We start from the raw sequence: 25,955 nt of genomic DNA, 5'->3' as shown, positions 1-25,955 counted from the left end.
TGCTCGCTACGGCCGCCCGGCGTCCAAGGCTCCGGACGACGGACCCGACGACCGAGACTCCCGCGCCGCGCGGTTACGCTCAAGCATAACGCATTCCGGGTGATTCCGGTTCCTCAGGGCGCCCTCAGCAACACTGCAACCGGCATGCGCTCCAGCAGAGCGGCGAGCGGCGTCGTCTCGGCGAGTGCGACGGTGTGATCGCCCGCAAGGTCGCCGTAGGCGCCCGCAAGCTCCGCCGGCACTTGGAGAGCAGTGTCCTGGAGCGCGTCGCCCGGAACCCGCGGCGTGTCGGCGGTAGGATCCAGCAAGCCGGCGCACAGACGGTTCGCCACCACCACCAGCCGCGACGCGCCGTTCTGGCGGGCGAAGGCGATCGCCTGGTTGGCGGCCGGTCCCGTTACCTCCAAGGGCAGATAGCTGCCGTGGGCGAACAGATCGGGATGGGCGGCCCGCGCGCGCAGCAGCGTCGCGATCAGGCTGTGCTTCACCCGTCCGTCGCGCCAATGGGGCAGGCAGGCGGCCGGCGTGCCGAGACGGGCGAGCGTGGCCCTGCGGGCACGATAATCCACCGGTCGCCGATTGTCCGGGTCCACCAGGCTGAAGTCCCAGAACTCCGTCCCCTGATAGAGATCCGGCACGCCGGGGAGGGTATATTTAAGTGCGATCTGCGTCAGCGTATTGAGCGCGCCGGCGGGCGCCAGGCGCTGCACGAGCGCGGCCAGCCTCGCCCGCACCGCCTTGCCCCGCGCATCCGTGAGAATGAGGCGCAGGAAACTGTCGCAGCCCGCCTCATAGTCCGTATTGGGAAAGACCCAATTGGTATGGCGCTTGGCTTCCCGCAATGCCTTGATCTGCCAGGAGGCGACGCGTTCCAGCAGGCCGTGCAGCCGCCCGCCATCCTCCGGGCCGAGATCCAGCGGCCAGGCGCCGATCAGGGTTTGATAGAGGATCACCTCGTCGGCCGGGGTTGGCGCGGGCAAGGCGCCCAAGGCGTCCCGCAGCGGCTCGGCCGCGGCCAGGAGGTCCGCCAGAGCCAGGGACCATTCCTGCGGAATCTCGCTGAGAACCGCGAGCCGCATGCGGCTGTCCTCGCCGCGCTTGTGGTCGTGGGTGGCGGTGGCCAGCATGGCATTGGGAAACTGCGCGCCGCGCGCTTCCGCCAGCGCGTGAAAGGCGCGCACCGGCAAGGCGAGCTGCCCCGGATCGGAGCCGACCTCATTGCGCGAGAGCAGCCGTGCGTAGCGATAGAAGACCGTATCCTCCACCGCCTTCGCGGCGATCGGGGCGGTGAGCTGCTGGAATTTTGCGATCGCATAGGCGCGGGTGCCGGCCTGCTCCGTGTCGCCGCCGAGCGCGCGCGGCGCTTCCCCGCCGAGCCAGCGGTCCAGAAGGTCGAGGACCGGATGGTCGATGGGTGCAAGGCGTCGCCGGGCCTGGGCGAGCGCCTGGGAAAAATAGGTCCAGTCCTGCGCCGAGCGTCCGCTCGCGTCGGCATAGGTGCGATAGACCGGAAACGCCACCACGAGTTCCCTCAAGGAACGGCGGATGGAGGCGAGCGTGATGTCGCGGGTATCGAGATCCTGCTGCGCCACTTCGTGCAGGGCGCGCGCGGCGGTGTTCATCTCGGCGCCGAAACCCTCGCGCAGGATCTGCCGCCGCGCGGCCTCCATCTGGCCGGCATAGGTGCCGGCATCCTGGGCCGCCTGGCTCCAGATCTTTTCCAGCGCATCGTCGGCACTGGGGTCGTGGAGCAGGGCCGAGACCTCGTCCATGAAGTCGTAGCCGGTGGTTCCGTCCATCTGCCATGCGGCGGGCATCGTCTCGCCGGCGTGGAGGATCTTCTCCACCACCACATAGCCGCCCGCCGGCGCGTCCTGCGGCCGCCGGATTTCCAGCGCCCCGAGCTTGCGCCGCAGCTGGCGGCAATAGGCGCCCGGATCGGCGATGCCGTCCACATGGTCGATGCGCAGGCCATCGATGAGGCCCTCGGCATACAGCTGGAACACCAGGGCATGCACCGTGTCGAACACCTCGCGGCGCTCCACCTTCACGCCCGCGAGGCCGGTGATGTCGAAGAAGCGGCGCCAGTTGAGCTCGTCGTTTGCCGCGCGCCACCAGACGAGGCGATAATTCTGCTTTTCCAGCAGGCCATGCAGGCGCGCCTGCCCCGCGTCAGCACGCGGATCGAAGGCCTCAAGCGCGGCGGCGGCGATCTGCGCGCCGTCGCGGGTCAAGATCAGCGCTATGCGCTCCTTCGCGGCCTGGACATCGGCTTTCGGCCTCGCGGGGTCTTCCAAAAATGCCAGTTCGGCGGCGAGGCCGCCTTGGCGATCCAGGCTCGCAGCGCCCAGCACGTCGCCATACTGGCGTGGGCACACGGGGAAGACGTGATCGTGGTGGCGAAAATGGAAGATTCCGCGCGCGGTATCGTAGTCGAGGCGGATGGCCCCCGCCTTGAGCGCCTCGCCATACGGGCGGTCGAGGAAGGGCGCCATGACCTTTCCCGAAAGCCGCGTGTCCGCCGGGCTCCAGTCGATGTCGAAGAAGTCGCGATAGGTGCTCTCGCGGCCCCATTCGAGCACGTCAAGCCACACCGGGTTGTCGGCCCCGCCGACGCCCATGTGATTGGGCACGATATCCAGGATCAGCCCCATGCCCCGCGCCCGCAGCGCCGTCACCAGACGGCGCAGGGCCGCCTCGCCGCCCAATTCGGGATCGAGCGTGCCGTGGTCCACCGTGTCATAGCCGTGGCGCGAGCCCGGCCGAGAGGTGAGCAGCGGCGAGGAATAGATGTGGCTGATGCCGAGATCGGCGAAATAATCCACCAGCGGAATGGCCGCATCGAGCGGGAATTCGCGATGGAATTGGAGGCGCACGGTGGCGCGCGGCGCGGTCATCCCTTGCTCCTTGCGGTGTCGAGCAGATGAAGCCGCCGCTGTACGGCCGGCTCCTCCAGTATGTGGGCCGCCTGGGCCGCGAGGCGTCGGCGCCAGTTGGGATGCTCCTCCACCGTGCCGGGCAGGTTGGGTTGCTCGGGCAAAGCGAGCGCGTCTTCCATCGGCACCACCACCAGCGGGCTCGGCGTTCCGGCGAGAAACCGCAGGGCGGCATCCAATACGGCTTCGCCCTGGTCGGGCGGTGGAAGGCCGTCGTCGCCGATGGCGGCCCACAGATGGGCCCGATCCTCGGCGCGGCCGCTGCGCTCGGCCTCCTCGCTATTGCCTTCCGACAGCAGGCCCGCAGGGCTGCGCCAGTCGATGTCGCGCCCGCTCCACCAACCCGTGACGGTGGGCAGGTCGTGCGTTCCCGTCACGGCGATGGCATCGCGGGAATAGGCCTCAGCCGGCTTGAAGCGATCGCCCTCGCGCTCGAACCACAGCACCCGCATGCCGAGGATGCCGCGCGCCGCGAGGCGCTCGCGGAAGCCGTCGGGCACGGTGCCGAGATCCTCGCCGATCACCATGGCGCGGTGGCGGTGGGATTCCAGGGCCACCAGCCGGGCGAGATCGTCGAAGGGATAGGCGAGATACGCCCCATGCGCCGGGGGCGCGCCATCCGGCACCATCCAAAGGCGCGACAGGCCCATGATGTGATCGATGCGCACCCCGCCCGCATGGGCCATCGCGGCGCGGAGCATGTCGAGGAAGCTTCTAAAGCCGTTGGCGGCAAAGGCGCGCGGCGAGAAGGCGGTGAGCCCCCAGGTCTGGCCCACCGAATTCAGGAGATCCGGCGGCGCGCCGATGGAGCAGCCGATGAGCATTTCGTCCTGCCGGCTCCACGCCTGGCTTCCGCCGCCGTCCGCGCCCACGGCCAAATCGGAGATGAGGCCCACGCCCATGCCGGCGGAACGGGCGGAATCCTGCGCCTGCGCCAACCCCTTGTCGGCAACCCATTGCAGGAAGGCGTGGAAGCTGACCTCGTGCGCGTGGCGGCGGGCGAAGCCGGCCACGGCGGGACCGCGCGGATCGCGAAATCCTTCCGGCCAGCCGCGCCAATGCCATTGCCCGCGCCCCTCGCCGAATTGGCGCTGGTGCAAGGCTTCGAACACCGCATGGTCCGCGAGATTCTGCCCCCCCGCGGCGCGGAAGGCCTGGAACTGAGCCATCAATTCCGGCTCGCGCGGCAGCACGGTTTCGAACAGATGGCGCAGCAGCGATATCTTCGCTGCACCAGCCTTGTCCCATTGAACCAGTTCAGAGGCTTCAAGCGAGGTGCGCAACGGGCCGAGATCCAGCGCCGCCACCGCCTCGTCCACCGCCGGACCGCCGAAGATGAGCCCCGGGTCCGCGTAGAGCGGGTTGAGAAAGAGCCGGCTCGAGGGGGAATAGGGGCTGTAGTGGGCGGGATCGGCCGCGAAGGGCGCGTGAACCGGGCTCAGCACCAGGGCCGCGGCACCCGCATTCGCCGCTTTCACCGAGAGCTGCGCGAGGGCGGAGAAATCGCCGATGCCGCCGTCGCCGTCGCGGCGCAGGGCGTAGAGTTGTACCGCGAGAGCCCACAGGCGCGGATCCTCCCGGCCGGTCACATCGGCGAGCCCGAACACGCGCGCCGGCGCCACCGCCAGGATCGCCTCGGCATCGCCCAGCTCCAGGCGGTGATAGCCGGGCATGTCGAGGGCCGGCAGGGCGATGGTGCCGTCCTCCACTTCCGCCTCGCCCTCCACCAGGCCGCCGCCTTCGAGGGTCACGCGATAGCGCATGCGCACGGCCCCCTTGGCGGCGGGAACGCGGAGCGCGTGCCCCGCATCCAGCGTCACGAGGGGCGCAAGCCCATCCACCGTGCCGCCGCGCTGGCGCATGCGGCTGTCGGCGATGTCGCCGGGGGTATCGGCGGGGAGATCGAGCGCACGCAGGATCGCGCGCAGAACCTCATGGGGCACCGCCTGGGGGCGGCCGAAGGCGTCGGTCCAGAAAGGCGAGATCCCGGCAAGCCGGGCGAGATCGAGCAGGGCATCGTCCATGGGAATGGCCTTCAGGGAAAAGTGCGCGCGGAACGGGCCGGCCGGGTCACGGCTGCGGGTCCAGATGGGCGGCAAGGAGGCGGATGCTGAGGGCTGAAACCAATGTCTCCTCCTCGATCGGGCGCTGCTCGGAGACGAGGCCGGCGGCGCTGTCCACCAGCACGCGCCATGTTACCGCCGGCGCGGGCAGACGGAAGATCACCGGGCGGTCCTTCGCATTCATCAGCAGCAGGAGCACGTCCAGCCGGCCCGGCGGCACATCGCCCACGATCGTCGCCGGGCCGGCGCGCCGCAAGGCCAGCGTGTGCCCGCCGTCCGCATGCCACGCATCGCCGTGCAGCTCGGCGCCGGTCTCGTCGAACCAGCCGATGTCCCGCAGGCCCGGCGCGAGTTCCACCAGCCCGTGCAGGAAACGGGGCGTGCGCAGGATGGCGAAGCGGCGGCGGATTTCGGCGAGGCGGGCAAAAAAGGCGGTAAGCGCCCGGGCGTCCGGCGCACGGGCCCGCTCCCAATCGATCCAGGATACTTCATTGTCCTGGCAATAGGCATTGTTGTTGCCCTTCTGCGTCCGGCCGAACTCGTCGCCGGCCAGCAGCATGGGCGTGCCCTGGGCGAACATCACCGTCGCCAGCATGGCCCGCGTCACCCGCGCGCGGGTTTCCAGGATGGCGGGATCAACGCTCGGCCCCTCGACGCCCCAATTGGCACTGTGGTTGGCGTCATGCCCGTCCCGGCCGTCCTCGCCATTGGCGGCGTTGTGCTTGCGCGCGTACGACACGAGATCGGCGAGGGTGAAGCCGTCATGGGAGGCCACGTAATTGATCGAGGCCGAGGGCTTGCGAAAGCGCCGATCGAAAGTGTCGCCGGACCCCGAAAGCCGCGCCGCGAGATCGCCGCGCCGGCCGGGCTCGCGGCTCCAGAACCGCCGCACGCCGTCGCGAAAGGCATCGTTCCATTCCGCGAAGCCCGGCGGCATGCAGCCGAGCTGGTAGCCATCCGGCCCGATGTCCCAGGGCTCGGCGATCATCTTGCAGCGGGCAAGCACCGGGTCCTGGCGTATCGCATCGAAGAAGCCGGAGCCGGGATCGAAGCCCGTGCGCTCACGCCCCAGGGTGACGCCGAGATCAAACCGGAAACCGTCGATACGGAACGCGGTGGCCCAATAGCGCAGGCTGTCCATCACCATTTGCAGGACACGCGGATGGGAGAGATTGACCGTGTTTCCGCAGCCGGTGTCGTTGATGTAATAGCGCTCGTCCCCGGGTAGGAGACGGTAGTAGCTGGCGTTATCGAGGCCGCGGAACGAGAGCGTAGGGCCAAGCTCATTGCCTTCGCAGGTATGGTTGTAGACCACGTCGAGGATGACTTCGATGCCGGCGGCATGCAGGCGGCGGATGGCGGCGCGCATCTCGTGCAGCGACCCGGTGGACAGGAAGCTCGGCTCCGGAGCGAAGAAGGCGAGGGTGGAATAGCCCCAGTAATTGCGCAGCCCCCGTTCCAGCAGGAAGCGGTCCTGAAGGAAGGCATGCACCGGCATCAGCTCGATGGCGGTGATGCCGAGCCTTTGCAGATGCTCGATGAAGCGGGGATGGGTGAGGGCCGCGAAGGTGCCGCGCTCGTGCGCGCGCACGTCTGTGCGCCCCATGGAAAGGCCGCGCACATGGGCTTCATAGATAACCGTGTCTTCCCACGGCACGTTTGGGGCGCGCTCGTCGCCCCAGTCCGTCGCCTCGCCCACGACGACGGCCTTCGGCATGGCTGCGGCGCTGTCGCGCCGGTCGAGCGAAAGGTCCGCCCGCCCGCCATGGATGCGATAGCCGAACAGGGTATCCGACCAGCGCAGCGGCCCCGTGATCTGCCGCGCATAGGGATCGAGCAGCAGTTTGGCCGGGTTGAAACGATGCCCGCGGGCGGGATCGAACGGGCCGTGGGCACGGTAGCCATAAACCAGCCCCTCGAATGCGCCGGGCAGATAGCCGTGCCAGACCTCGTCCGTGCATTCCGGCAGCGCGAACCTGGCCACCTCGCGCCGGCCGGACGGTTCGAACAGGCATAATTCCATCTTCTCCGCATTGGCGGAAAACACAGCGAAATTGGTCCCGAGCCCGTTCGTCACGGCACCGAGGGGATAGGGCCTCCCCCCCTCCAGACGATCGGGGAGCGGCGGGAGCGTCATGGCCTTGCCTTCGGCCGCAGCATCAGGACGCCGAGCGGCGGCAGGCTGAGTGTGACCGAAAACGGCTGGCCGTGGCTCTCTCCGCCGACCGCCTCGACCGCGCCGAGATTGCCGATGCCGGAGCCGCCGTATTCGGCGGCATCCGTATTCAGCATTTCCTCCCATGGACCGCCGTGCGGAACGCCGATCCGGTAGCCGTGGCGCGGCACCGGCGTCATATTGGCGACCACCAGCACCGGCGCGCCCCCATCGGCGAAGCGGAAGAAGGCGAACACCGAATTGTCCACGTCGTCCCCCACGACCCAGGCGAAGCCGTCGGGCGTGGTATCGCGCGCATGCAGCGCCGGCACCTCGCGATAGAGGGCGTTCAGATCGCGCACCAGCTTCTGCACGCCGCGATGGAACGGATCGTCCAGGAGAAACCAGGGCAGTTCAGCGTCATGGTTCCACTCGCCCGTCTGGCCGAACTCGCAGCCCATGAACAGAAGCTTCTTGCCGGGATGGCCGAACATGAAGCCGAGATAGGCCCGCAGATTGGCCATGCGCTGCCAGGTGTCGCCCGGCATGCGGCCCAGCAGGGATCCCTTGCCGTGCACCACTTCGTCGTGGGAAATCGGCAGGACGAAGCGCTCCGAGAAGGCGTAGACGAGCGCGAACGTCATGTCGTGGTGGTGGTAGCGCCGGTGTATGGGCGCGTGGCCGATATAGCGCAGGGTGTCGTGCATCCACCCCATGTTCCATTTGAAGTCGAAGCCGAGGCCGCCGAGCGCCACGGGCGCGGTGACGCCGGGCCAGGCGGTGGATTCCTCCGCCACCATGATGGCGCCGGGCGCCTCGGCGTGCACCGTCTCGTTCAGCCGGCGCAGGAACGCGACCGCTTCCAGATTCTCCCGTCCGCCATGGATGTTGGGCACCCATTCGCCCGGCTTTCGGGAATAGTCGCGGTACAGCATGGAGGCGACCGCATCCACGCGCAGCCCGTCCACATGGAAATGCCACAACCATTCCAGCGCGCTGGCGATGAGGAAGCCGGAGACTTCCGAGCGGCCGAAATTGTAGATCAGGGTATTCCAGTCGTGGTGGAACCCCTCGCGCGGGTCGGCATGCTCATAGAGCGCGGTCCCGTCGAACCGGGCAAGGCCGTGGGCATCGCTCGGGAAATGCGCAGGCACCCAGTCCAGCAGCACGCCGATGCCGGCCGCGTGGCAGCGGTCCACGAAGCGCGCAAAGGCATGGGGCGGCCCGAAGCGCGCGGTCGGCGCGAACAGGCCGAGGGGCTGGTATCCCCACGAGCCGCCGAACGGATGCTCCATCACCGGCATCAGCTCGATATGGGAGAAGCCCATGTCGGCCACATAGGGAATGAGGCGGTCGCCCAGTTCCTCCCAGGTGAAGCTGCGGCCATCGTCCAGATGGCGCATCCAGGACCCGGGATGCAGCTCATAGATGGAGATGGGCGCCTGCACATTCTGGCGCGCGCCGCGTTGCGCCATCCAGCCGGCGTCGCTCCAATGGAAGGGCGCCGGATCGGCGACGATCGACGCCGTCGCGGGCGCCAGTTCCGCCGCCCGCGCGAGCGGATCCGCCTTCAGCGGCAGCAGGTTTCCATCCGCGCCCAGCAGTTCGAACTTGTAGCGCACGCCGGCGCCGAGACGGGGGATGAAGATCTCCCAGATGCCGGCGGAATGGCGCAGCCGCATGGGATTGCGCCGTCCGTCCCAGCCGTTGAAATCGCCCACCACGGAGACCCGGCGCGCGTTCGGCGCCCACAGGGCGAACCGCACGCCGCTGACGCCGTCCACGCTCGCCACATGGGCGCCAAGCACCTCGGAAAGACCGAGATGGGTGCCTTCGCCCAGCAGGTGGAGGTCGAGATCGCCGAGCAGCGGCGGAAAGGCGTAAGGGTCTTCGCTTTCCTGCATGCCGCCGTCGCCCCAGCGGATCCGCAAACGATAGCGCGGCGGGCCGCCTCCCTCCCGGGTCCCATCGGCCGATGGGAATTTGCCGGCAAATAGCCCGGCCGGATGGACCTGCCGCAGCGTCGCGAGACGTGTGCCGGTGGCCGGATCGACGGCCTCGACCTCGCGGGCTCCGGGCTGAAAGGTTCGCAGCACCATGTCCTGCCCGACCCGATGTGGACCGAGCAGGGCGAACGGATCACCGTGGCGCCCGTCCACCAATGCCTCGACGGCGGCGGGATCGAGCGCCAGATCGGGTTCGACGTGCTCGGCGATGGTCATCGCTGGTTCTCCTGGCAGGCGCGGGGGCACGTTCAATGGGCATCCTCCCGTGTGGGCTCGCATTCGACGTCCACCGCGCCGGCGAGCCGCACGGCAAGATCATGCAGGCCGCGCGCCGCGAAGCCGATCCAGGCGGGCCGGTTGGCCGCCTCGTACGCCACCTCGTAGGCGGCCTTTTCGAGCAGGAAGAGATCCAGCAACGGCCGGTCGATGCTCGCCGAGGGCCCGCCGCCTTCGGCGTAGCCGCTGAGGAAGCTGCGCTCCGACCGGCTGCGGAAGCGTTCGAGCAGGGCCTGGCGCTCGGCTGCCGTCTCCCAGGCGCGGATGTCGCCGGCGGACGCATCGACGGCAGCGCGCACATAGTCCAGCGAACGCATCAAGCCGGCGACGTCGCGCCAAGGGCTGGTCTTGGCGCGGCGTTCGGCGATGGTGCGCCGGGGCTCGCCCTCGAAATCGATGATGTAGGCATCGCCGCCGGACACCAGGATCTGCCCAAGGTGGAAATCCCCGTGGATGCGCGTCATCAGCGCCCCCACAGCGGTCGAAGCGAGGGCATCCGCGACCCGCAGCAAAGCGGCCCGGCTGTCGAGAAGGGCGCGCACGCGCGCGGCCGTCTCGGTGCTCTCGAACGGACCGTGCGCGGCCAGGAGATCCAGCGCGTGGGACAGTTCCGCGGCGGCCTGCGTGCCCCATGCCGCCGCGTCCTCGGCCTCGGCGATGGTGGGGGCGAAGGCCGGGTCCTCGCTCGGGCGGGCCAAGACGGCGTGCAGTTCGGCCAGCCTGCGTCCGGTGGCGCGGATGAACGGGGTGAGACCGTTGACCTGCTCGTCGAACGCGGCGCCCTTTTCTTCGTCGGCCGGCGTGGTGGCGCCGAGCGCGCGGCGCAATTGCTCGACCATCCAGGTCCAGCCGTCGCCCTGGTTGCGCACGTGCCCGAGCAGCAGCGCGACCACCGCGGGCCGGCTCTCTCCATCGAAGCGCACCACCTCGCCAAGCAACGGAGCCGTATTCGCATAATCCTGCTCGGTGAGATGGCGCGCCATTTCGGATTCCGGATGGATGCCGAACACTGTGCGCCTCACCACCTTCAATACCGCCAGATCCTCGATGATGATGGTCGAGTTGGACTGCTCCGCGGCGATGCGGAGCACCGGTGTGTCGGCGGGAATCTCCATGGCTGCGAGCCGCGCCGTGGGGACGAACCGCAGGTCGCCGCCATCGGGGATCGGCAGAGCGACTTCCTTCCGCAAGGCGGCGATCATCGCATGGGGCATGGCGTCGAGCGTCAGCGCATCGGTGAGATATCCCACCCGGCGGCCCTGCCGAACCCGCGAAAGGGCAAGCTGAGTCACCAACGGCGCGGGTTGCTGGTCTTCCCAGGCGATGGCGAGCGGCATCATATATTGCTCGGTGCGCCCCCCCACCTCGACGTCTATGGCGGCGAGGAGCAGGTCCGAGCGGTCGGCACCGGCCGGAAGCGGAAGGGACCAGGCGATGCGGACCGCACCCAGCTTCTCGTTCTTGGAGGCAAACCAGCGGCGCCGGCCGATATAGGCCGGCAGGGCCTCGCTCTCCAGCAGCGCCTTGTGGCGGTCTCGGCCGATTTCCGGCAGACCCGAGCGCAGAACAAGCGTAATGAATTCAGGAAGTTGCTCGGGCGGCGGCGCGTGCCAACTGGGTTCTGCGACCTCCTTCGAAAGGTTGAAGGCGTAGAAGCCATAGGCTGGCAAAGTCAGCAGATAGGGCAGGCGGCCGACGGGGGGAAAGGGCGTTCCACCCACCATCTCGACCGGGACGCGATGCTCGAATTCAACGATGTCCAGCTCAACCGCCTGCAAGGTCTGCGACAGGTTTGCCACGCACAATATGGTTTCATCCTGGTATTCGCGCAGGTACGCCAGGATCTTGCGATTTCCAGGGTAGAGCAGGCGGAAGGTACCGCGTCCAAATGCATTGTGCCGCTTGCGGATCGCCAGCACCCGCCGCGTCCAGTTCAGCAGCGAATGGGGATCACGCAGCTGCGCTTCCACATTCAGTGCATAATAACCATAGAGCGGATCTTGAATCGGCGGCAGAACGAGGCTCTCCGGATCGGCGCGGGAGAAGCCGCCGTTGCGGTCCGGCGACCATTGCATGGGCGTGCGGACGCCATCGCGGTCGCCGAGATGGATGTTATCGCCCATCCCGATCTCATCGCCGTAGTAAATAACCGGCGTTCCCGGCATGGTGAACAATAATGCGTTCATCAATTCGATGCGCCGGCGGTCGCGCTCAAGCAAGGGCGCGAGCCGCCGACGAATTCCTAGATTGATACGGGCGCGGCGATCGGCGGCGTAGACGGTCCAGAGATAGTCGCGCTCCGAATCCGTTACCATTTCCAGCGTCAGCTCATCGTGATTGCGCAGGAAGATTGCCCACTGGCAGTTTTCAGGAATCGCCGGCGTTTGCCGCAAGATGTCGGTTATCGGAAAGCGATCCTCCTTCGCGATGGCCATGTACATGCGTGGCATGAGCGGGAAATGGAAGGCCATATGGCATTCATCCCCCTCCGATCCGAAATATTGCTGAGTATCTTCCGGCCACATATTGGCTTCCGCCAGCAGCATACGCCCGGTATAATTTTCGTCGAGATGGGCACGGATCTTCTTGAGAATGGCGTGAGTCTCGTCCAGATTCTCGTTTGACGTCCCTTCACGCTCGATCAGATAGGGGACGGCATCGAGCCGCAGCCCGTCGACCCCCATGTCCAGCCAGAAGCGCATGACGGACAGCACCCGTTCGAGAACCTCCGGATTGTCGAAGTTCAAGTCAGGCTGGTGGGAATAAAACCGGTGCCAGAAATATTGGCCGGCCACGGGATCGAAAGTCCAATTCGATTTTTCCGTATCAAGAAAGATGATCCGCGTCCCTGAATATCCGTGATCATCATCTGCCCATACATAATAATTACGCTCGGCGGAGCCCTTCGGGGCGGATCTGGCGGCTTGAAACCATGGGTGTTGGTCGGAGGTGTGGTTGATGACCAGTTCCGTGATGACGCGAATGCCGCGAGCATGGGCCGCTTCTATGAAGCGGCGGGCATCCTCCATGGTCCCGTAATCGGGCGACACGCCTTCGTACAGCGAGATATCATAGCCGTCGTCGCGCCGGGGGGAGGGATAAAACGGCAATAGCCAGATGGTATCGACGCCGAGATCGGCAATATAATCGAGCTTCGAGAGCAGGCCCGGAAAATCGCCGATTCCGTCGTTGTTGGAGTCGAAGAAGGATTTTACATGAACCTGATAAATGACGGCGTCTTTGTACCAATAAGGATTGGCGGTGCCGGCGTCGGGCTCGCTCATTCAGGCCTCCCCGGACAAGCGGTAGATGGCGAACGGGAGGGCCGGGTCGAGATGCTGGTGCTGGATCTTGCCGCTCCAGCTAAAGGATTGTTCATGAATGAGATTTTCCACATGGATGGTGGCATGGTCGGGGAGGCCGAGTTCCCAGAGCGGGACCTCGAAATCACACCCCTGGGCCGCGTGCGGATTGAGATTGACTAGAATTACCAATAGGTTGTCACGATCAGGCGTGAATTTCGCGAAGGCCAGGATCTGGTCGTTCCAGGCATTCAGGAACAGCAGGCCGCGGTGGGTGCGCAGCGCCGGATTCTCCCGACGAATGCGGTTGAGAAGCGTGATTTCGGCCCCAATACCGCCCTCTGAACCGTAATTTCGGGCGCGAATCTCGTATTTATCGGAAGAGGCGTATTCCTCCTTCCCAGGAACCGGGTCCGCCTCGCACAATTCGAAGCCGGAGAACATGCCCCACAGCCCGGAGAGGGTCGCGGCGAGGGCGGCGCGGGCCAGGAAGCCGGGCCGGCCCGAGGTCTGAAGATAATAGGGATTGATATCGGGCGTATTGACGAAGAAATGCGGCCGATAAAACTCGCTGACCGGCGCAGCGGTCAGCTCGTTCATGTATTGAATGAGTTCCGCCTTCGTGTTGCGCCATGTGAAATAGGTATAGGACTGTGAAAATCCGATCTTCGCCAGCCGGTGCATGATTTTCGGCCGGGTGAAGGCCTCGGCCAGGAACACCGCGTCGGGATGCCGGGCGCGGACGTCGCCGATCAGCCATTCCCAGAAGGGGAAGGGCTTGGTGTGCGGATTGTCCACGCGGAATAGGCGCACCCCCTGGCGGATCCAGTGCAACACCACGTCGCGCAGGGCGAGCCACAGGTCGGGCACCGCATCCTTCGCGAAGAAGTCCACGTTCACGATGTCCTGGTATTTCTTCGGCGGATTTTCCGCGTATTTGATGCTGCCGTCGGGCCGCCAGTCGAACCAGCCGGGATGCGCCGCGAGCCAGGGATGATCGGGCGCGCACTGCACGGCGAAATCCAGCGCGATCTCAAGGCCATGGTCCCGCGCGGCCGCCAGCATGCGGCGGAAGTCGGCGAGCGTGCCGAGTTGGGGATGCACCGCCCCGTGGCCGCCCTCGTGCGAGCCGATGGCATAGGGGCTGCCGGGATCGTCCGGGCCGGGCGTGAGGGTATTGTCCCGCCCCTTGCGGTTCTTCGCGCCGATCGGATGGATCGGCGGGAAATAAAGCACGTCGAAGCCCATGTCGCGGATTCGGGGCAGGTCGGCGATCACATCGTCGAACGTGCCGTGGCGGTTCACGTCGCCCGAGGTGGAGCGGGGGAAAATTTCGTACCAGGCGGCGAAGGTGGCGCGCTCGCGCTCCGCATCCACCGGAAACAAGCGGGGATGGCGCACCGCGAACGGGCGCACGTCGCTGGCGGCCAGGATTTCCTGCGCCTGCGGGCTCAGAAGCAGGTCGCGCGCCGCCTGTGCATCGGCCCGTGCCAGCGCGAGACCGAATGCGGCGATGCGCGCGCCGGCCTCCCCGCTGGCGGAGGCGCCGGCCACCAGCACCCGGCCTTCCTCGATCTCCAACGATACGTCGAGCCCCGCCTTCACCTTGGCGGAAAGCTCGTGATGGAAACTCGCATAGGGGTCGCGCCACGCCTCGATGGTGAAGAGGTGGCGGCCCAGGCGCTCGAGGGGGAAATCGGCGCGATAGCGATCATTGCCGAGTGCAACCATGCGCGCCTCGCGCCAGGTGGCATCGTCCGCCGGGCGCCAGAGCAGGGCGACGGCGATGGCGTCATGCCCGTCGCTCACCACGTCCGCCTCCACCGTGATGCGCTCGCCGACGATCCGGCGCACGGCAAAGGCGCCGTCGTCCACGGCCGGGCTGACCGCTTCGATGGCGAGGCGCTGCGCGCGCGCGGCATTGAGCGCGCCCTTGCGGCCTTGTTCCTCCAGCAGAATGGGGTGCGCCCGCCGGCCGTGCAGGCGCACCACGGCGCCCGGCGGCAGGGACAAGGTGGACGTGGTGTCGAAAGGCTCGCCGTCGGGTCCATCGAAGCGGGCGAAGCCGTCGGTGCGCGGCAATAAGGCGGCGCCGTTGGCCTGCGCCGGGCGCTCGAGGCTGGCGTTGGCGATCACAAGTTCCGCCGCCTCCCCGTCCTCGCGCTCCCGCAGCAGCGCGGCGAGCGGGGCGGCGGGCGGCGAGATCAGGCGCCAGGGGCCGCTGGCCTCGCCGGCCGCACGATGCGCCATGGCGTGGTTGGCCGCGGCGATCGCGGGGGAAAGATCGAATGCGGCGGTGTCCCGCAATTGCGCGAGATCGGTGGCCACAGCGCCTGTGGGATCGAGCGGATCGCGGGCGCCGAATTCAAAGCCGGCCGGAACCAGCAACCCGTCGCCCAGGGCTGCTGAGAGCGCGAGCGCCCGCCGGTGCACGCGGGTCGGATCGCCCCCTTCCGGCCGGGGCGCGAGACGCGCGGCGAAGGGGGCCTCGGGAAAGGCGATCACGGGGCCGAGGCGGTTGAGCAGTGCCATTTCCTGCGCCAGCCAGGGCTTTCGCACATCCCACCATGCGAGCGAAGAAAAGCCGCCGTCGAAGCCGGCGGGCAGCAGGGCTTCGATCTGCGCGGAGGTGAGGCCGGGGGTCCAGGCGTGAAAGCGGGTGTCACCGTCGGCGTCCCGCCCGGCGCCGATGATTTTGCGCCACACGTCCACCGGCACGCGCTGCGGGGCGTCGCAGCGAAAACCGGCGGCGCCGCATTCCACCAAAGCGGCGACCAGATCGGCGAAATAGGCGCCGACCGCGCCCGCGACCCCGCCATCGGCGAAATTCACCTGCGCCCCCTCGCGTGCCGGCGGGCGGCGGGGATCGGGGGCGGCGGGCTCCGCGTCGCGCGCCACGAACCAGGAGGGCTCCATGGCGGGCAGGAGGCCGTCCGGCGCCATGCGGTCCACCACCAGATCCAGGAACAGGTCGAGCCCCTGCTGCCGCGCCTGGTCGGCCAACCCCGCGAGGGCGTCGAGCGCGTCGCCTGGAATGTCGAAGCGCGCGTTTAGCTGGTCGTGGTCGGCGCTGAGAAAGACGTTTTTATCCCGGCCGGTGGCGAAGGGGGACGCGAGGAGGATGGCGTCGAACCCGAGCGCGGCCGCGTGCGCGCAGGCCTTGTCAAAGGCGGCGGGCGGCATGGGATCGAGAAAATACAGCCGGGGGGCCGGGCGGCCCGAAAGCGAGGTCTGATGGCTGGCGCGCGGTTCGGAGAGGTTCAGCATGGGCTCGTCACTGCGGCGGGAGAAGGCGAATGACTCATCGTCCGGCAGGAAGCCGGCTGAGCCCTTCAAAGGGGCAACGCCCCAGGGCAGCGGCGGTTCCCCTTCTTTCGCAGGCCATTGGGCGCAGCGGGCCGCGGACCCGCACGCAAGGAGCGGAACCGGGGCGGCGTACCGCCCGTTGTGACCATCGCGCCGGTGCCCGTGCCCGGCCGGGGGATGCGTAATGCGCCGGTCGCGCCGGGCTGCTTGAATGGCGCCGGCGCGGCGCGCAAAGCCAGGGGAAGGACCGTCCATGGATGCGGAAAACGAGATCGGGGCCGCCCGGCCGCCGGCCCCCTGGTGGCAGACGGGGGTGATCTATCAGGTCTATCCGCGCTCTTTTCAGGATGGTTCGGGCGATGGGGTGGGCGATCTGCCGGGTCTGCTCGCGCGGCTCGATTATCTCGCCGATCTCGGCGTGGACGCCATCTGGATATCGCCGATCTTCCCCTCGCCCATGGCCGATTTCGGCTATGACGTCGCCGATTACGTGGGCATCGATCCGCTGTTCGGAACGCTGGAGGATTTCGACCGGCTGGTGGCGGCGGTGCACGGGCGCGGCATGAAGCTATTGCTGGATCTGGTGCCCAATCACACCTCCGATGCCCATCCCTGGTTCCAGGAGGCCCGGGCCTCCCGCGATAATCCCAAGCGCGACTGGTACATCTGGCGCGACCCGGCGCCCGACGGCGGCCCGCCCAACAACTGGCTGTCCGAATTCGGCGGCAGCGCCTGGGCCTTCGATGTGACCAGCGGGCAATATTATTACCACGCCTTTCTCGATCGACAGCCGGACCTCAACTGGCGCAATCCGCAGGTGGTCGCGGCGATCCACGAGGCCATGCGCACCTGGATGCGGCGCGGCGTCGACGGCTTCCGGGTCGATGTGATCTGGCATCTGCTGAAGGACCCGCAATTCCGCGACAATCCGGAAAATCCGGCGTTCGCCCCAGGGATGAATCCCTATTCCCGCCTCCTGCCGCTGCACACCACGGACCTGTCCGAGGTGCAGGACGTGATCGCCGGGCTGCGCGCGGTCGTCGATGAATTTCCCGAGAGGCTGCTGATCGGGGAAATCTATCTGCCCTTCGAGCGTCTGGTGGCGTATTACGGCGCAAATCTCGACGGGGTGCACCTGCCGTTCAATTTCGCCCTGCTGGATACCGCCTGGAACGCCCGTGCGCTGGAGCGGCTCATCGCCGCCTATGAGGCCGCATTGCCCGTCGGCGGCTGGCCCAATTGGGTGCTGGGCAATCATGACCGCCCGCGCATCGCGAGCCGCGTCGGGCCGGACCAGGCGCGGGTGGCGGCGATGCTGCTGCTCACCCTGCGTGGTACGCCCACGCTCTATTACGGCGACGAGATCGGCATGGCGAACGTGCCCATCCCGCCCGAGCGGATCCAGGACCCTTATGAGAAGAACGTCCCCGGCCTCGGCCTTGGCCGCGACGGCGTGCGCACGCCCATGCAATGGGACGACGGTCCGTTCGCGGGCTTCTCGACCGTCGAACCCTGGTTGCCTTTGGCGGCGGATTTTCCCGAAGTGAACGTCGCGGCCCAGCGCGGCAATGGCCAGTCCATGCTGACCCTGGTGCGGCGGCTCATCGCCCTGAGGCATGGGCGCGCGGAGCTGATGCTGGGCGCCTATTGCGCCCTCGCGGCCCAAGGCGACCTGCTGCTCTATGTCCGTGCGTTGGACGGGGCGGGGCGGATGCTGGTCGCCCTCAATCTCGGCGCCGAGCCGCTGGCGGCCACCTTGCCGGGGGTCTCGGGCGAGGTGCTGCTCTCCACCTTCTGCGATCGCGAGGGAGAGCGGATGTCCGGCGAAATCGCCCTGCGCGCCAATGAGGGTGTGATGGTGGTGCTGGCGGACGGGGCGATCCTGCCCTCCTGACGCCGGCGCGCGGAGCGGCGCCCGGTGCGGGCGGCGGTTTTATTCCGCCGCCTGCGCCAGGGCTTCCAGATCGGCGCTGACGGCGATCCAGTCCTCTTCCGCCTGCGCCAGGGCGTCCACCAGATCGGCGCGCTGCTTGTTCAGCCGGGCTGCGTCATTGGGGAATTTCGCGATTTTCGGATCCGCCAGGCGCTTGTCCACGGCGGCGATATCCTTTTCGATCTTCGCCACCTGGGCTTCCACATCCTTGAGGCGCTTGCGCAAGGGGGCGAGATCCGCCGCTTCCTCGGCCGGCTCGACGCCGTCGATGCGCTCCTTCTTGCCGTCGCCGGTCATGCGGCCGTTGGATTTGCTCAGCACCTCGCGGCGATATTGGTCGAGGTCGCCGTCATAGGGCTTCACCGTGCCGCCGCCGACCACCCAGAGCCGTTCGGCGCAGGCTTCCAGCAGATGCCGGTCATGCGAGACCAGGATCACGGCGCCGGGAAAATCGTTGATGGCGTTGATCAGCGCCTCGCGCGCCTGGATGTCCAGATGGTTGGTGGGCTCGTCGAGGATCAGCATGTGGGGGCCGTTGAAGGCCGCGAGGCCGAGCAGCAGGCGCGCCTTCTCGCCGCCCGAGAGCGAGGACACCTTGGTGTCCGCCGCCGCGCCGGAAAAGCCCATTTCGGCGGCGCGGGCGCGCACCTTGGCCTCGGGCGCGTCGGGCATCAGCTTGCGCACGTGCTGGGCGGCGCTGTCGCCGGGGATCAGCTCGTCCAGCTGGTGCTGGGCGAGATAGGCGACCTCCAGCTTGTCGGCGCGCACCACATTGCCCTTCTGCGGGGCAAGGCGGCCCGCCAGCAGCTTGGCGAAGGTGGACTTGCCGTTGCCGTTCGGCCCCAGGAGGGCGATGCGGTCGTCCTCGTCGATGCGCAGGTCGAGATGGCGCAGGATCGGCTTGTTTTCCACATAGCCGACCTCCACCCGGTCCAGCACCACGATCGGCGGGGAGAGCAGCTTCTCGGGATGGCGGATGGAGATGGCGGCCTGGGTCTCGCCCACCTCGGCGGCCAGCGGCTCCATCTTGGCGAGCGCCTTCATGCGCGACTGGGCCTGCTTGGCCTTGGAAGCCTTGGCGCGGAAGCGGGCGACGAACGCTTCCATATGGGCGCGCTGGCCCTCCTGCTTCTTGCGGGCCTTCTGGTCCAGCAGCAGCCGTTCCCGGCGCTGGCGATCGAAGGAAGTGAAGCCGCCGCGATAAAGGGTCAGCTTGCCGTTGAAGAAATGCAGGATGTGGTCGACGCTGGTGTCGAGCAGGTCGCGGTCATGGCTGATGAGGATGACCGTGCGCGGATAGTTCGCGAGATAATCCTGAAGCCACAGCGTGCCTTCCAGATCGAGATAATTGGTCGGTTCGTCCAGCAGCAGCAGGTCCGGCTCGGTGAACAGCAGCGCCGCGAGCGCGACGCGCATGCGCCAGCCGCCGGAAAATTCCGAGCAGGGCCGGGCCTGCGCGCTCTCGTCGAAGCCGAGGCCGGCGAGGATGCGCGCGGCGCGCGAGGGCGCCGAATGGGCATCGATATCCACCAGGCGGATCTCGATCTCGGCGATGCGGTGCGGGTCGGTGGCAGTCTTGCTCTCTTCCAGCAAAGCGGCGCGCTCGGTATCGGCGGCGAGCACGCGTTCCAGCAGGCTGTCGGGGCCGGAGGGCGCTTCCTGTGCCACGCGACCGATGCGGGTGCGGTTGGGCAGGCGCACCACACCGCTCTCCAGCTCCAGCTCGCCGACCAGCGCCTTGAAGAGGGTGGTCTTGCCCGTGCCGTTGCGGCCGACCACGCCCACGCGCGCGTTCTCGGGAATGGCCGCGGACGCGTGGTCAATGAGCAGGCGCCCCGCGACGCGGAGCGAAATATCGTCAAGAACGATCATGATGCCTGCCTTCTCGCAGGCGCGAAGGCGAAGGGCAAGAAAAAGCGCCCCGGAAGCCGAAAAAGCGCCCGGAAAGACACGGGCCCGCGCGACCTCGCCTTCGCGCGGATCGGCGCCGGGGCGCCACGGTAGGTCGGAACCTTCGCCGTGTGGCGAAGGTTGAACAGGCAAGGCGGGCGCAGGACCCGCAAGACCTCCCGAACCGTCCGGGTATCGCCAGCATGAACAGTTTCGTTCCCCCAGACGTCGCTTCGGATGCCCCGCGCGGCCACGCCATGCCGTTCGGCGCGCAGATCGAGACAAACGGGGTGCGGTTCCGCCTGTTTGCGCCGGCGCAACGGCGGGTGACGCTGGTGCTCGAGGAAACCCGCGCATTTTCCATGCATCGCACGCTCGACGGCTGGCACCAGTGCGTCGTCCCCGCAGCCGGTGCCGGGACGCGCTATCGCTTCCAGCTTGAGGACGGGCTGATGGTGCCGGACCCAGCCTCCCGGTACCAGCCGGAGGATGCCCACGGCCCGAGCGAGGTGATCGACCCCGCGCGCTACACCTGGCGCGACACAGATTGGCACGGTCGGCCATGGCACGAGGCGATCATTTACGAATTGCACATCGGCGCCTTCACTTCCGAGGGCACCTTTCGGGCGGCGACGGAGCGGCTGGACGATCTGGTGGAACTCGGCGTCACGGCGGTCGAGATCATGCCCGTGGCGGATTTTCCCGGCGGCCGGAACTGGGGCTATGACGGCGTGCTATTCTATGCGCCGGACAGCTCCTACGGCCGGCCGGAGGACCTGCGCGCCTTCGTGGATGCCGCCCACGCCCGCGGGCTCATGGTGATCCTCGACGTGGTCTATAATCACTTCGGGCCGGACGGGAATTACCTGCACGCCTACGCGCCCTGCTTCTTCACCGAGCGTCACCGGACGCCCTGGGGCGCCGGGCTGAATTTCGACGGCCCCAACAGCGCGGTCGTGCGCGATTTCATGATTCACAATGCGCTGTATTGGCTTCAGGAATTCCATATGGACGGGCTGCGGCTGGATGCCGTGCACGCCATTATGGACGACAGCGCCGACCGTTTCCTGAACGAGCTGGAACGGCGCGTGCGGGCCGCCTGCCGGGGCCGGCATGTGCATCTCATCGTCGAGAACGAGGCCAACGAGGCGCATCTTCTGGAAGGCGACCCGTCGACCCGCTTCACCGCTCAATGGAACGACGACGTGCACCATGCCGTGCACGCCGCCATCACGGGGGAGGCGGAAGGCTATTACGCCGATTATGCGGGCGACACCGAAAGGCTCGGCCGGGCCCTGGCGGAAGGCTTCGCGTTCCAGGGCGAGCATATGCCCTATCGCGGCACGGAGCGGGGCGAGCCGAGCGCGCACCTCGCCTCCATCGCCTTCGTCGCCTTCCTGCAAAACCACGACCAGATCGGCAACCGGGCCTTCGGCGAGCGCATCACCGCCCTGGCGCCGCGCGAAGCGGTGCGGGCGGCGGCGGCGCTCTATCTGCTCGGCCCGCAGATCCCCATGCTGTTCATGGGGGAGGAATGGGCGGCGGCGCAGCCGTTCCTGTTCTTCTGCGGCTTCGAGGGGGATCTTGCCGAGGCGGTGCGCGCGGGGCGGCGGGCGGAATTTGCCCGCTTCCCCGCGTTTCGAGATCCCGACATGCGCGAGCGCATTCCCGATCCGGTGGCGCAATCCACCTTTCTGGCCTCGAAGCTCGAATGGTCGGACCGCGACCTTGCCGAGCACCTGGAGTGGCTGGACTGGTATCGCCACGTCATCGCCGTGCGGCGGGAGCATGTCTGGCCGCTTCTGCCGCTGCTGACCGGGCGCCTGTCCGCCACGCGGGTGGTTGGCCGGGCGGCGGTGGAGGTTGCATGGACCCTTGAGGATGGCCGTCGGCTGTGCGTCGCGGCCAATCTCGCCGCCGTCGCGCAGGATGGCTTTCGCCCTCCGGAAGGGACCGTCCTCTGGACCGAAGGGGCGTTCGAGGACGGCCGCGCGGCGCCCTGGTCCGTGCGCTGGTGCGTCGCCGGCGCTTAAGGTCTTTTAGAATGGAGGGGGCACCGAGCGTCTCAATCGGAGGATGCTCCAGCTAGGACCAATCGACATTCATGGGTTGAGGCCATTGCGGCAGAGCATCGTCATGCACGGGCCTGTCCCGTGTATCCACGCGGCCCCGCTGGCACCGGCGTTTCAAGGCCCGCGCGGGTGCTCCCGGCGTGGAGCGCCGGTCAAAGAAAGACAATGGCGTGCACTTGCCGTCAGCGCCTCGACGATCCGCCACGCCGTTGACTGTCGATTGGCCCTAGGCGCCGTAGATCCACCCGTAATGGTCGATGAGGCGGTCGGCGGTGATGCGCAGCAGCGTGTCGCGGGCGAATTTCGCGGGGCCGGACAGGTGGTAGACCGTGCCGTTGGTGCGGGCGTCCCGCTGGATGCGCGCCGTGCGGGGCTGGCGGGCGGCCTCATAGGCGCGCAGCGCGGCGGTCACGTCGGATCCGCGGTTCAGCTCGGCCGCGAGCCCGGCGGCATCCTCGATCGCCTGGGCGGCGCCCTGGGCAAGGAACGGCAGCATGGCGTGGGCGGCATCGCCCAGCAGGGTCACGCGGCCCGAGCCCCAGCGGGGCAGGGGATCGAGATCATACAGGCCCCAGCATTGGAAGGCGGGCGCGGCGGCGAGCAGCCGGCGCACCGGCTCGGCCCATTCGGCGAAGGCGGCATGCACGCGGCTCGCGTCGCCCTCTTCGCTCCAACGGGTGACCGGCCGCGATTCCTGAACCACCGCCACCACATTGATGGCGCGGCCGGACCGCACGGGGTAGGTGACAAGGTGGGCCTCGGCGCCGAGGAACAATTGCACCACATTCGGCGCGCGCCCCTGCTCCACGGGCACGGTGGCCCGATAGGCGACGCGCTGGGCGAACACGGGCACCGCCGAAAGCCCGATCTGCGGCCGCACCACGGAGCGGATGCCGTCCGCGCCCACCAACAGGTCGGCTTCGAGCGGCAGCGCGTCGCCGGCGCGGTTGGCGACCGCCGAGGCCTGAGTGTCGTCCGCCTCCACGCCCTCGAGCCGGGCGCCGAGCAGGATCTCCGCACCGGCGGCGCGCGCCGCGTCGCTCAGCACGCGGTGCAGATCGGCGCGATGCACCACCAGGAACGGGGCGCCGAAGCGGGCCGTCGCGGCATCATAGGGGCAATGGGCGATGACGGAATCGCTGCGCCCATCGCGCACTTCCAGCGCATCGGGCGCGATCGCCACCGCTTCCAGCGCCGGCAACAGATCAAGATCGCGCAGGATGCGCGTCGCATTGGGCGTGAGCTGGAGCCCCGCGCCGACCTCTTCCAGCGCGTCCGCCTGCTCCAGCACGCGCACGGAAATCCCCGTGCGACGCAGGGCGATGGCACAGGCCAGCCCGCCGATTCCCGCACCGACGATGATGGCGCTGCGCGCGACAGGGGATGTCATGGGCGATCAGGCGGCGACCGGCCGCTGCTCCCACACGCAGCCCTCGGGCTTGGCCTCGTCGTCATGGAGCGCCGGATTATGGCGATAAAGGGTGGAGCAATAGGAGCACACCGCTTCCGTCTCGTCGCCCATGTCGATGAAGATATGGGGATGGTCGAACGGCGGCTTGGCGCCGATGCACATGAATTCTTTCGCACCGACCTCGACCACGGCCACGCCGAGATCGTTGCAGAAATGGGGAATGCTGTGGGCTGCCATGGCTGTGCCTTGTCCGTGTCATCGCCGGCCTGAATCCGCGCGACATTAGCGCTTCGCTCCGGCCCCTCCAAGGGGAAAGGGCGCGCGCGGGTGCGGCGGCGCGACACAAATTGCGGCGCTGCCGCAAAGGTATCGTGGAGCGGGGCGGCGGGGCCGCGGCTTGCCCTTTTTATGCCGCTTCTCTAACGTAACAGAGCATCAACCGCGAACAGGGAGGCCGTAGAATGAAGCAGTTTGTCGCGCTCGGCCGCCGTTCGCCGATCCCCGAAACGACCGCCCGGACCCTGTTCCGCTAGCGTCGTTTCCGCGCCCGCCAGCGGGCGCCTCCCTCTCTCCATCGGGCTTTTCTCCATCGGGCTTTGACGTGCGCCCCCGGCGCGTGTCCTCCACCCCCGTCTCCACCAGAGGCCGGCTCTGCGCGCTCGCGCAGCCGGAAGTCTCCCATGTCCTTTTTCGGTTCTCACAAACGCGCGGATACCTTCCGTTCCGTCTTCGCCTTTCTTTGGGGTCACTGGCGCCGCCGGCCGACCCTGCTTGCCGCCATCATGGTGGGCATGCTGGTGGCGACGCTGGGCGAGGTGCTGGTGCCGATCTTCGTCGGCCGCCTCGTGGATGCCCTCGCCGCCGCGCAGGGCGGCGCGGAGGCCGCGCGCCTCGCCGCGCGGGCGGTGGCGTTGAACGCGTTCCTCGCCATTCTCGCGCTCGGCGCCGTGACGGTGCTGGTGCGCCATTTCGCCTTCATGGGCATTGTCACCCTGACCCTGCGCATGATGTCCGACATCGCCGCCGACGCCTTCGCCCGCGTGCAGCGTTTTTCCTCCGATTGGCACGCCAACGCCTTCGCCGGCTCGACCGTGCGGAAGATCTCGCGGGGCATGTGGTCGCTCGATCTTTTGAACGACACCATCGTGATGGCGCTTCTGCCCTCGCTGGTGGTGCTGGCGGGCTCGGCGCTGGTGCTCGGGCTCTATTGGCCGGTGATGGGCCTGCTGGTGGGCGCGGGAGCGGTGCTCTATGTGGCCATGACGCTGCTGCTCTCCACCGCCTATGTCGCCCCGGCGGCGCGGCTGTCCAATGCCTGGGACACCAAGGTGGGCGGCACGCTCGCCGATGCGGTGAGCTGCAATGCGGTGGTGAAGGGCTTCGGCACCGAGGCGCGCGAGGAAGCGCGCCTTGCCGGCGTGCTCGCCAAATGGAACGCGCGCACCACCCGCACCTGGCGCGCCGCGACCTGGAGCGGCACCGCCCAGCTGGTCGCGCTGCTGGCCTTGCAGACCGGCATCATCGGCACCGCGCTATTGCTGTGGTGGAACGGGCAGGCCAGCCCCGGCGACGTCGCTTATGTGCTCACCACCGAATTCGTGGTGCACGGCTATCTGCGCGAGGTGGGCATGCATGTCCACAATCTCCAGCGTTCGGTGAACGAGATGGAGGAACTGGTGGAATTGCACAAAACCCCCATCGCCATCGCCGACAAGCCGGGGGCGGTGCCGGCGCGGGTGGAGCAGGGCGCCGTCGCGTTCGAGGCCGTCCGCTTCCATTACCAGGGCCACGACAAGCCGCTGTACGACAATCTCTCGCTCTCCATCGACGCGGGCGAGCGTGTCGGCCTCGTGGGGCATTCCGGCTCCGGTAAAACCACGTTCGTGAAGCTGATCCAGCGGCTGCACGACGTGACCGGCGGCCGGGTGATGGTGGACGGGCAGGACGTGCGGGACGTGCAGCAGGGCTCCCTGCGGCGCGCCATCGCGGTGGTGGCGCAGGAGCCGATCCTGTTCCATCGCTCGCTGGCCGAGAACATCGCCTATGGCCGGCCCGACGCCACGCGCGCCGAAATCGAGCGGGCGGCGGCATTGGCCAATGCCAGCGGCTTCATCGAGCGCCTGCCGCGCGGCTACGGTACGCTCGTGGGCGAGCGGGGCGTGAAGCTCTCCGGCGGCGAGCGCCAGCGCGTGGCGATCGCGCGGGCGTTCCTCGCGGATGCGCGCATTCTGATCCTGGACGAGGCCACCTCCAGCCTCGATTCGGAATCCGAGGCGCTGATCCAGGAGGCCATGGAGCGGCTCATGGTGGGGCGCACCACGCTGGTCATCGCGCACCGCCTGTCCACCGTGCGGGCACTCGACCGGCTGCTGGTGTTCGACAAGGGGCGGATTGTGGAAGAAGGAGATCACGATGCCCTCGTCGCGCGCGAGAACGGCCTCTATCGCCGCCTGTTTGAGCGCCAGGCGCTGGACCTCGTGAAGGGGCTCGCCGCCTGAGGCGGGTGCAAAAATAACGGGGTGGCCGTGCGCCATCCCCCTGACAAAGCCACAAACCGATCCCCATATGCCGCCTATCTGCCGTTAGGTCATCTTCCGCATGAGCG

The 25,955-nt window shown here is 67.9% G+C and carries 12 protein-coding genes; 3 read left to right on the top strand and 9 right to left on the bottom strand.

Annotated features, from left to right (window positions below; all coding sequences use genetic code 11):
- Nucleotides 1–113: 113 nt before the first annotated feature.
- From treY to V5F84_RS16760, 6 genes are read right to left on the bottom strand one after another with little or no spacing between them, the layout of a single operon-like run.
- Complete coding sequence (gene treY / locus V5F84_RS16785; protein WP_394041260.1) at nucleotides 114–2,897, bottom strand: malto-oligosyltrehalose synthase; 2,784 nt, start codon at nucleotides 2,895–2,897, stop codon at nucleotides 114–116.
- Entirely contained in the window at nucleotides 2,894–4,960 is a 2,067-nt protein-coding gene (gene malQ / locus V5F84_RS16780; protein ID WP_394041259.1) for a 4-alpha-glucanotransferase, read from the bottom strand. The genes treY and malQ overlap by 4 nt, the downstream gene beginning before the upstream one ends.
- Before the next feature lie 46 nt (nucleotides 4,961–5,006).
- On the bottom strand, nucleotides 5,007–7,136 hold the full coding sequence (gene glgX, locus V5F84_RS16775) for a glycogen debranching protein GlgX (protein ID WP_394041258.1): 2,130 nt from the start codon (nucleotides 7,134–7,136) through the stop codon (nucleotides 5,007–5,009).
- A complete protein-coding gene (glgB, locus tag V5F84_RS16770) occupies nucleotides 7,133–9,376 on the bottom strand; it encodes a 1,4-alpha-glucan branching protein GlgB (protein WP_394041257.1) in 2,244 nt (747 codons plus the stop codon). Before glgB ends, glgX begins: the two co-directional genes overlap by 4 nt.
- A 32-nt stretch (nucleotides 9,377–9,408) precedes the next feature.
- Nucleotides 9,409–12,720: a maltose alpha-D-glucosyltransferase gene (gene treS, locus V5F84_RS16765; protein ID WP_394041256.1), complete on the bottom strand. Its 3,312-nt coding sequence runs from the start codon at nucleotides 12,718–12,720 to the stop codon at nucleotides 9,409–9,411.
- The gene (locus V5F84_RS16760) at nucleotides 12,721–16,074 is read right to left on the bottom strand and encodes a maltotransferase domain-containing protein (protein ID WP_394041255.1); all 3,354 of its coding nucleotides are present in this window, start codon (nucleotides 16,072–16,074) and stop codon (nucleotides 12,721–12,723) included. It abuts the gene before it with no gap.
- Between the two features lie 223 nt (nucleotides 16,075–16,297).
- Here V5F84_RS16760 and V5F84_RS16755 point away from each other — a divergent pair, with 223 nt between their 5' ends.
- Nucleotides 16,298–17,938 (top strand): alpha-amylase family glycosyl hydrolase, encoded by a 1,641-nt coding sequence (locus tag V5F84_RS16755; RefSeq protein WP_394041254.1) that lies wholly within the window; start codon nucleotides 16,298–16,300, stop codon nucleotides 17,936–17,938.
- 39 nt (nucleotides 17,939–17,977) lie between these two features.
- On the opposite strand, the gene V5F84_RS16750 is transcribed toward V5F84_RS16755, so the two are convergent.
- Complete coding sequence (locus V5F84_RS16750; protein WP_394041253.1) at nucleotides 17,978–19,849, bottom strand: ABC-F family ATP-binding cassette domain-containing protein; 1,872 nt, start codon at nucleotides 19,847–19,849, stop codon at nucleotides 17,978–17,980.
- A gap of 221 nt (nucleotides 19,850–20,070) precedes the next feature.
- Between V5F84_RS16750 and treZ the strand changes: the two genes are divergently transcribed.
- The gene (treZ, locus tag V5F84_RS16745) at nucleotides 20,071–21,900 is read left to right on the top strand and encodes a malto-oligosyltrehalose trehalohydrolase (RefSeq protein ID WP_394041252.1); all 1,830 of its coding nucleotides are present in this window, start codon (nucleotides 20,071–20,073) and stop codon (nucleotides 21,898–21,900) included.
- Between the two features lie 265 nt (nucleotides 21,901–22,165).
- Here treZ and V5F84_RS16740 read toward each other — a convergent pair whose 3' ends face one another.
- Together V5F84_RS16740 and V5F84_RS16735 are read right to left on the bottom strand one after the other, a co-directional pair.
- Entirely contained in the window at nucleotides 22,166–23,329 is a 1,164-nt protein-coding gene (locus tag V5F84_RS16740) for an FAD-dependent monooxygenase (protein ID WP_394041251.1), read from the bottom strand.
- A 6-nt stretch (nucleotides 23,330–23,335) separates the two neighbouring features.
- The gene (locus tag V5F84_RS16735) at nucleotides 23,336–23,587 is read right to left on the bottom strand and encodes a zinc-finger domain-containing protein (protein WP_394041250.1); all 252 of its coding nucleotides are present in this window, start codon (nucleotides 23,585–23,587) and stop codon (nucleotides 23,336–23,338) included.
- Between the two features lie 443 nt (nucleotides 23,588–24,030).
- Between V5F84_RS16735 and V5F84_RS16730 the strand changes: the two genes are divergently transcribed.
- Entirely contained in the window at nucleotides 24,031–25,848 is a 1,818-nt protein-coding gene (locus V5F84_RS16730) for an ABC transporter ATP-binding protein (protein ID WP_394041249.1), read from the top strand.
- Nucleotides 25,849–25,955: the final 107 nt, after the last annotated feature.

This window comes from Roseixanthobacter liquoris, assembly GCF_043195135.2.
GTDB lineage: Bacteria > Pseudomonadota > Alphaproteobacteria > Rhizobiales > Xanthobacteraceae > NCEH01.
The sequence above is the reverse complement of the archived record's forward strand: the minus strand, read 5'-3'. Positions and strand labels throughout refer to the sequence as shown.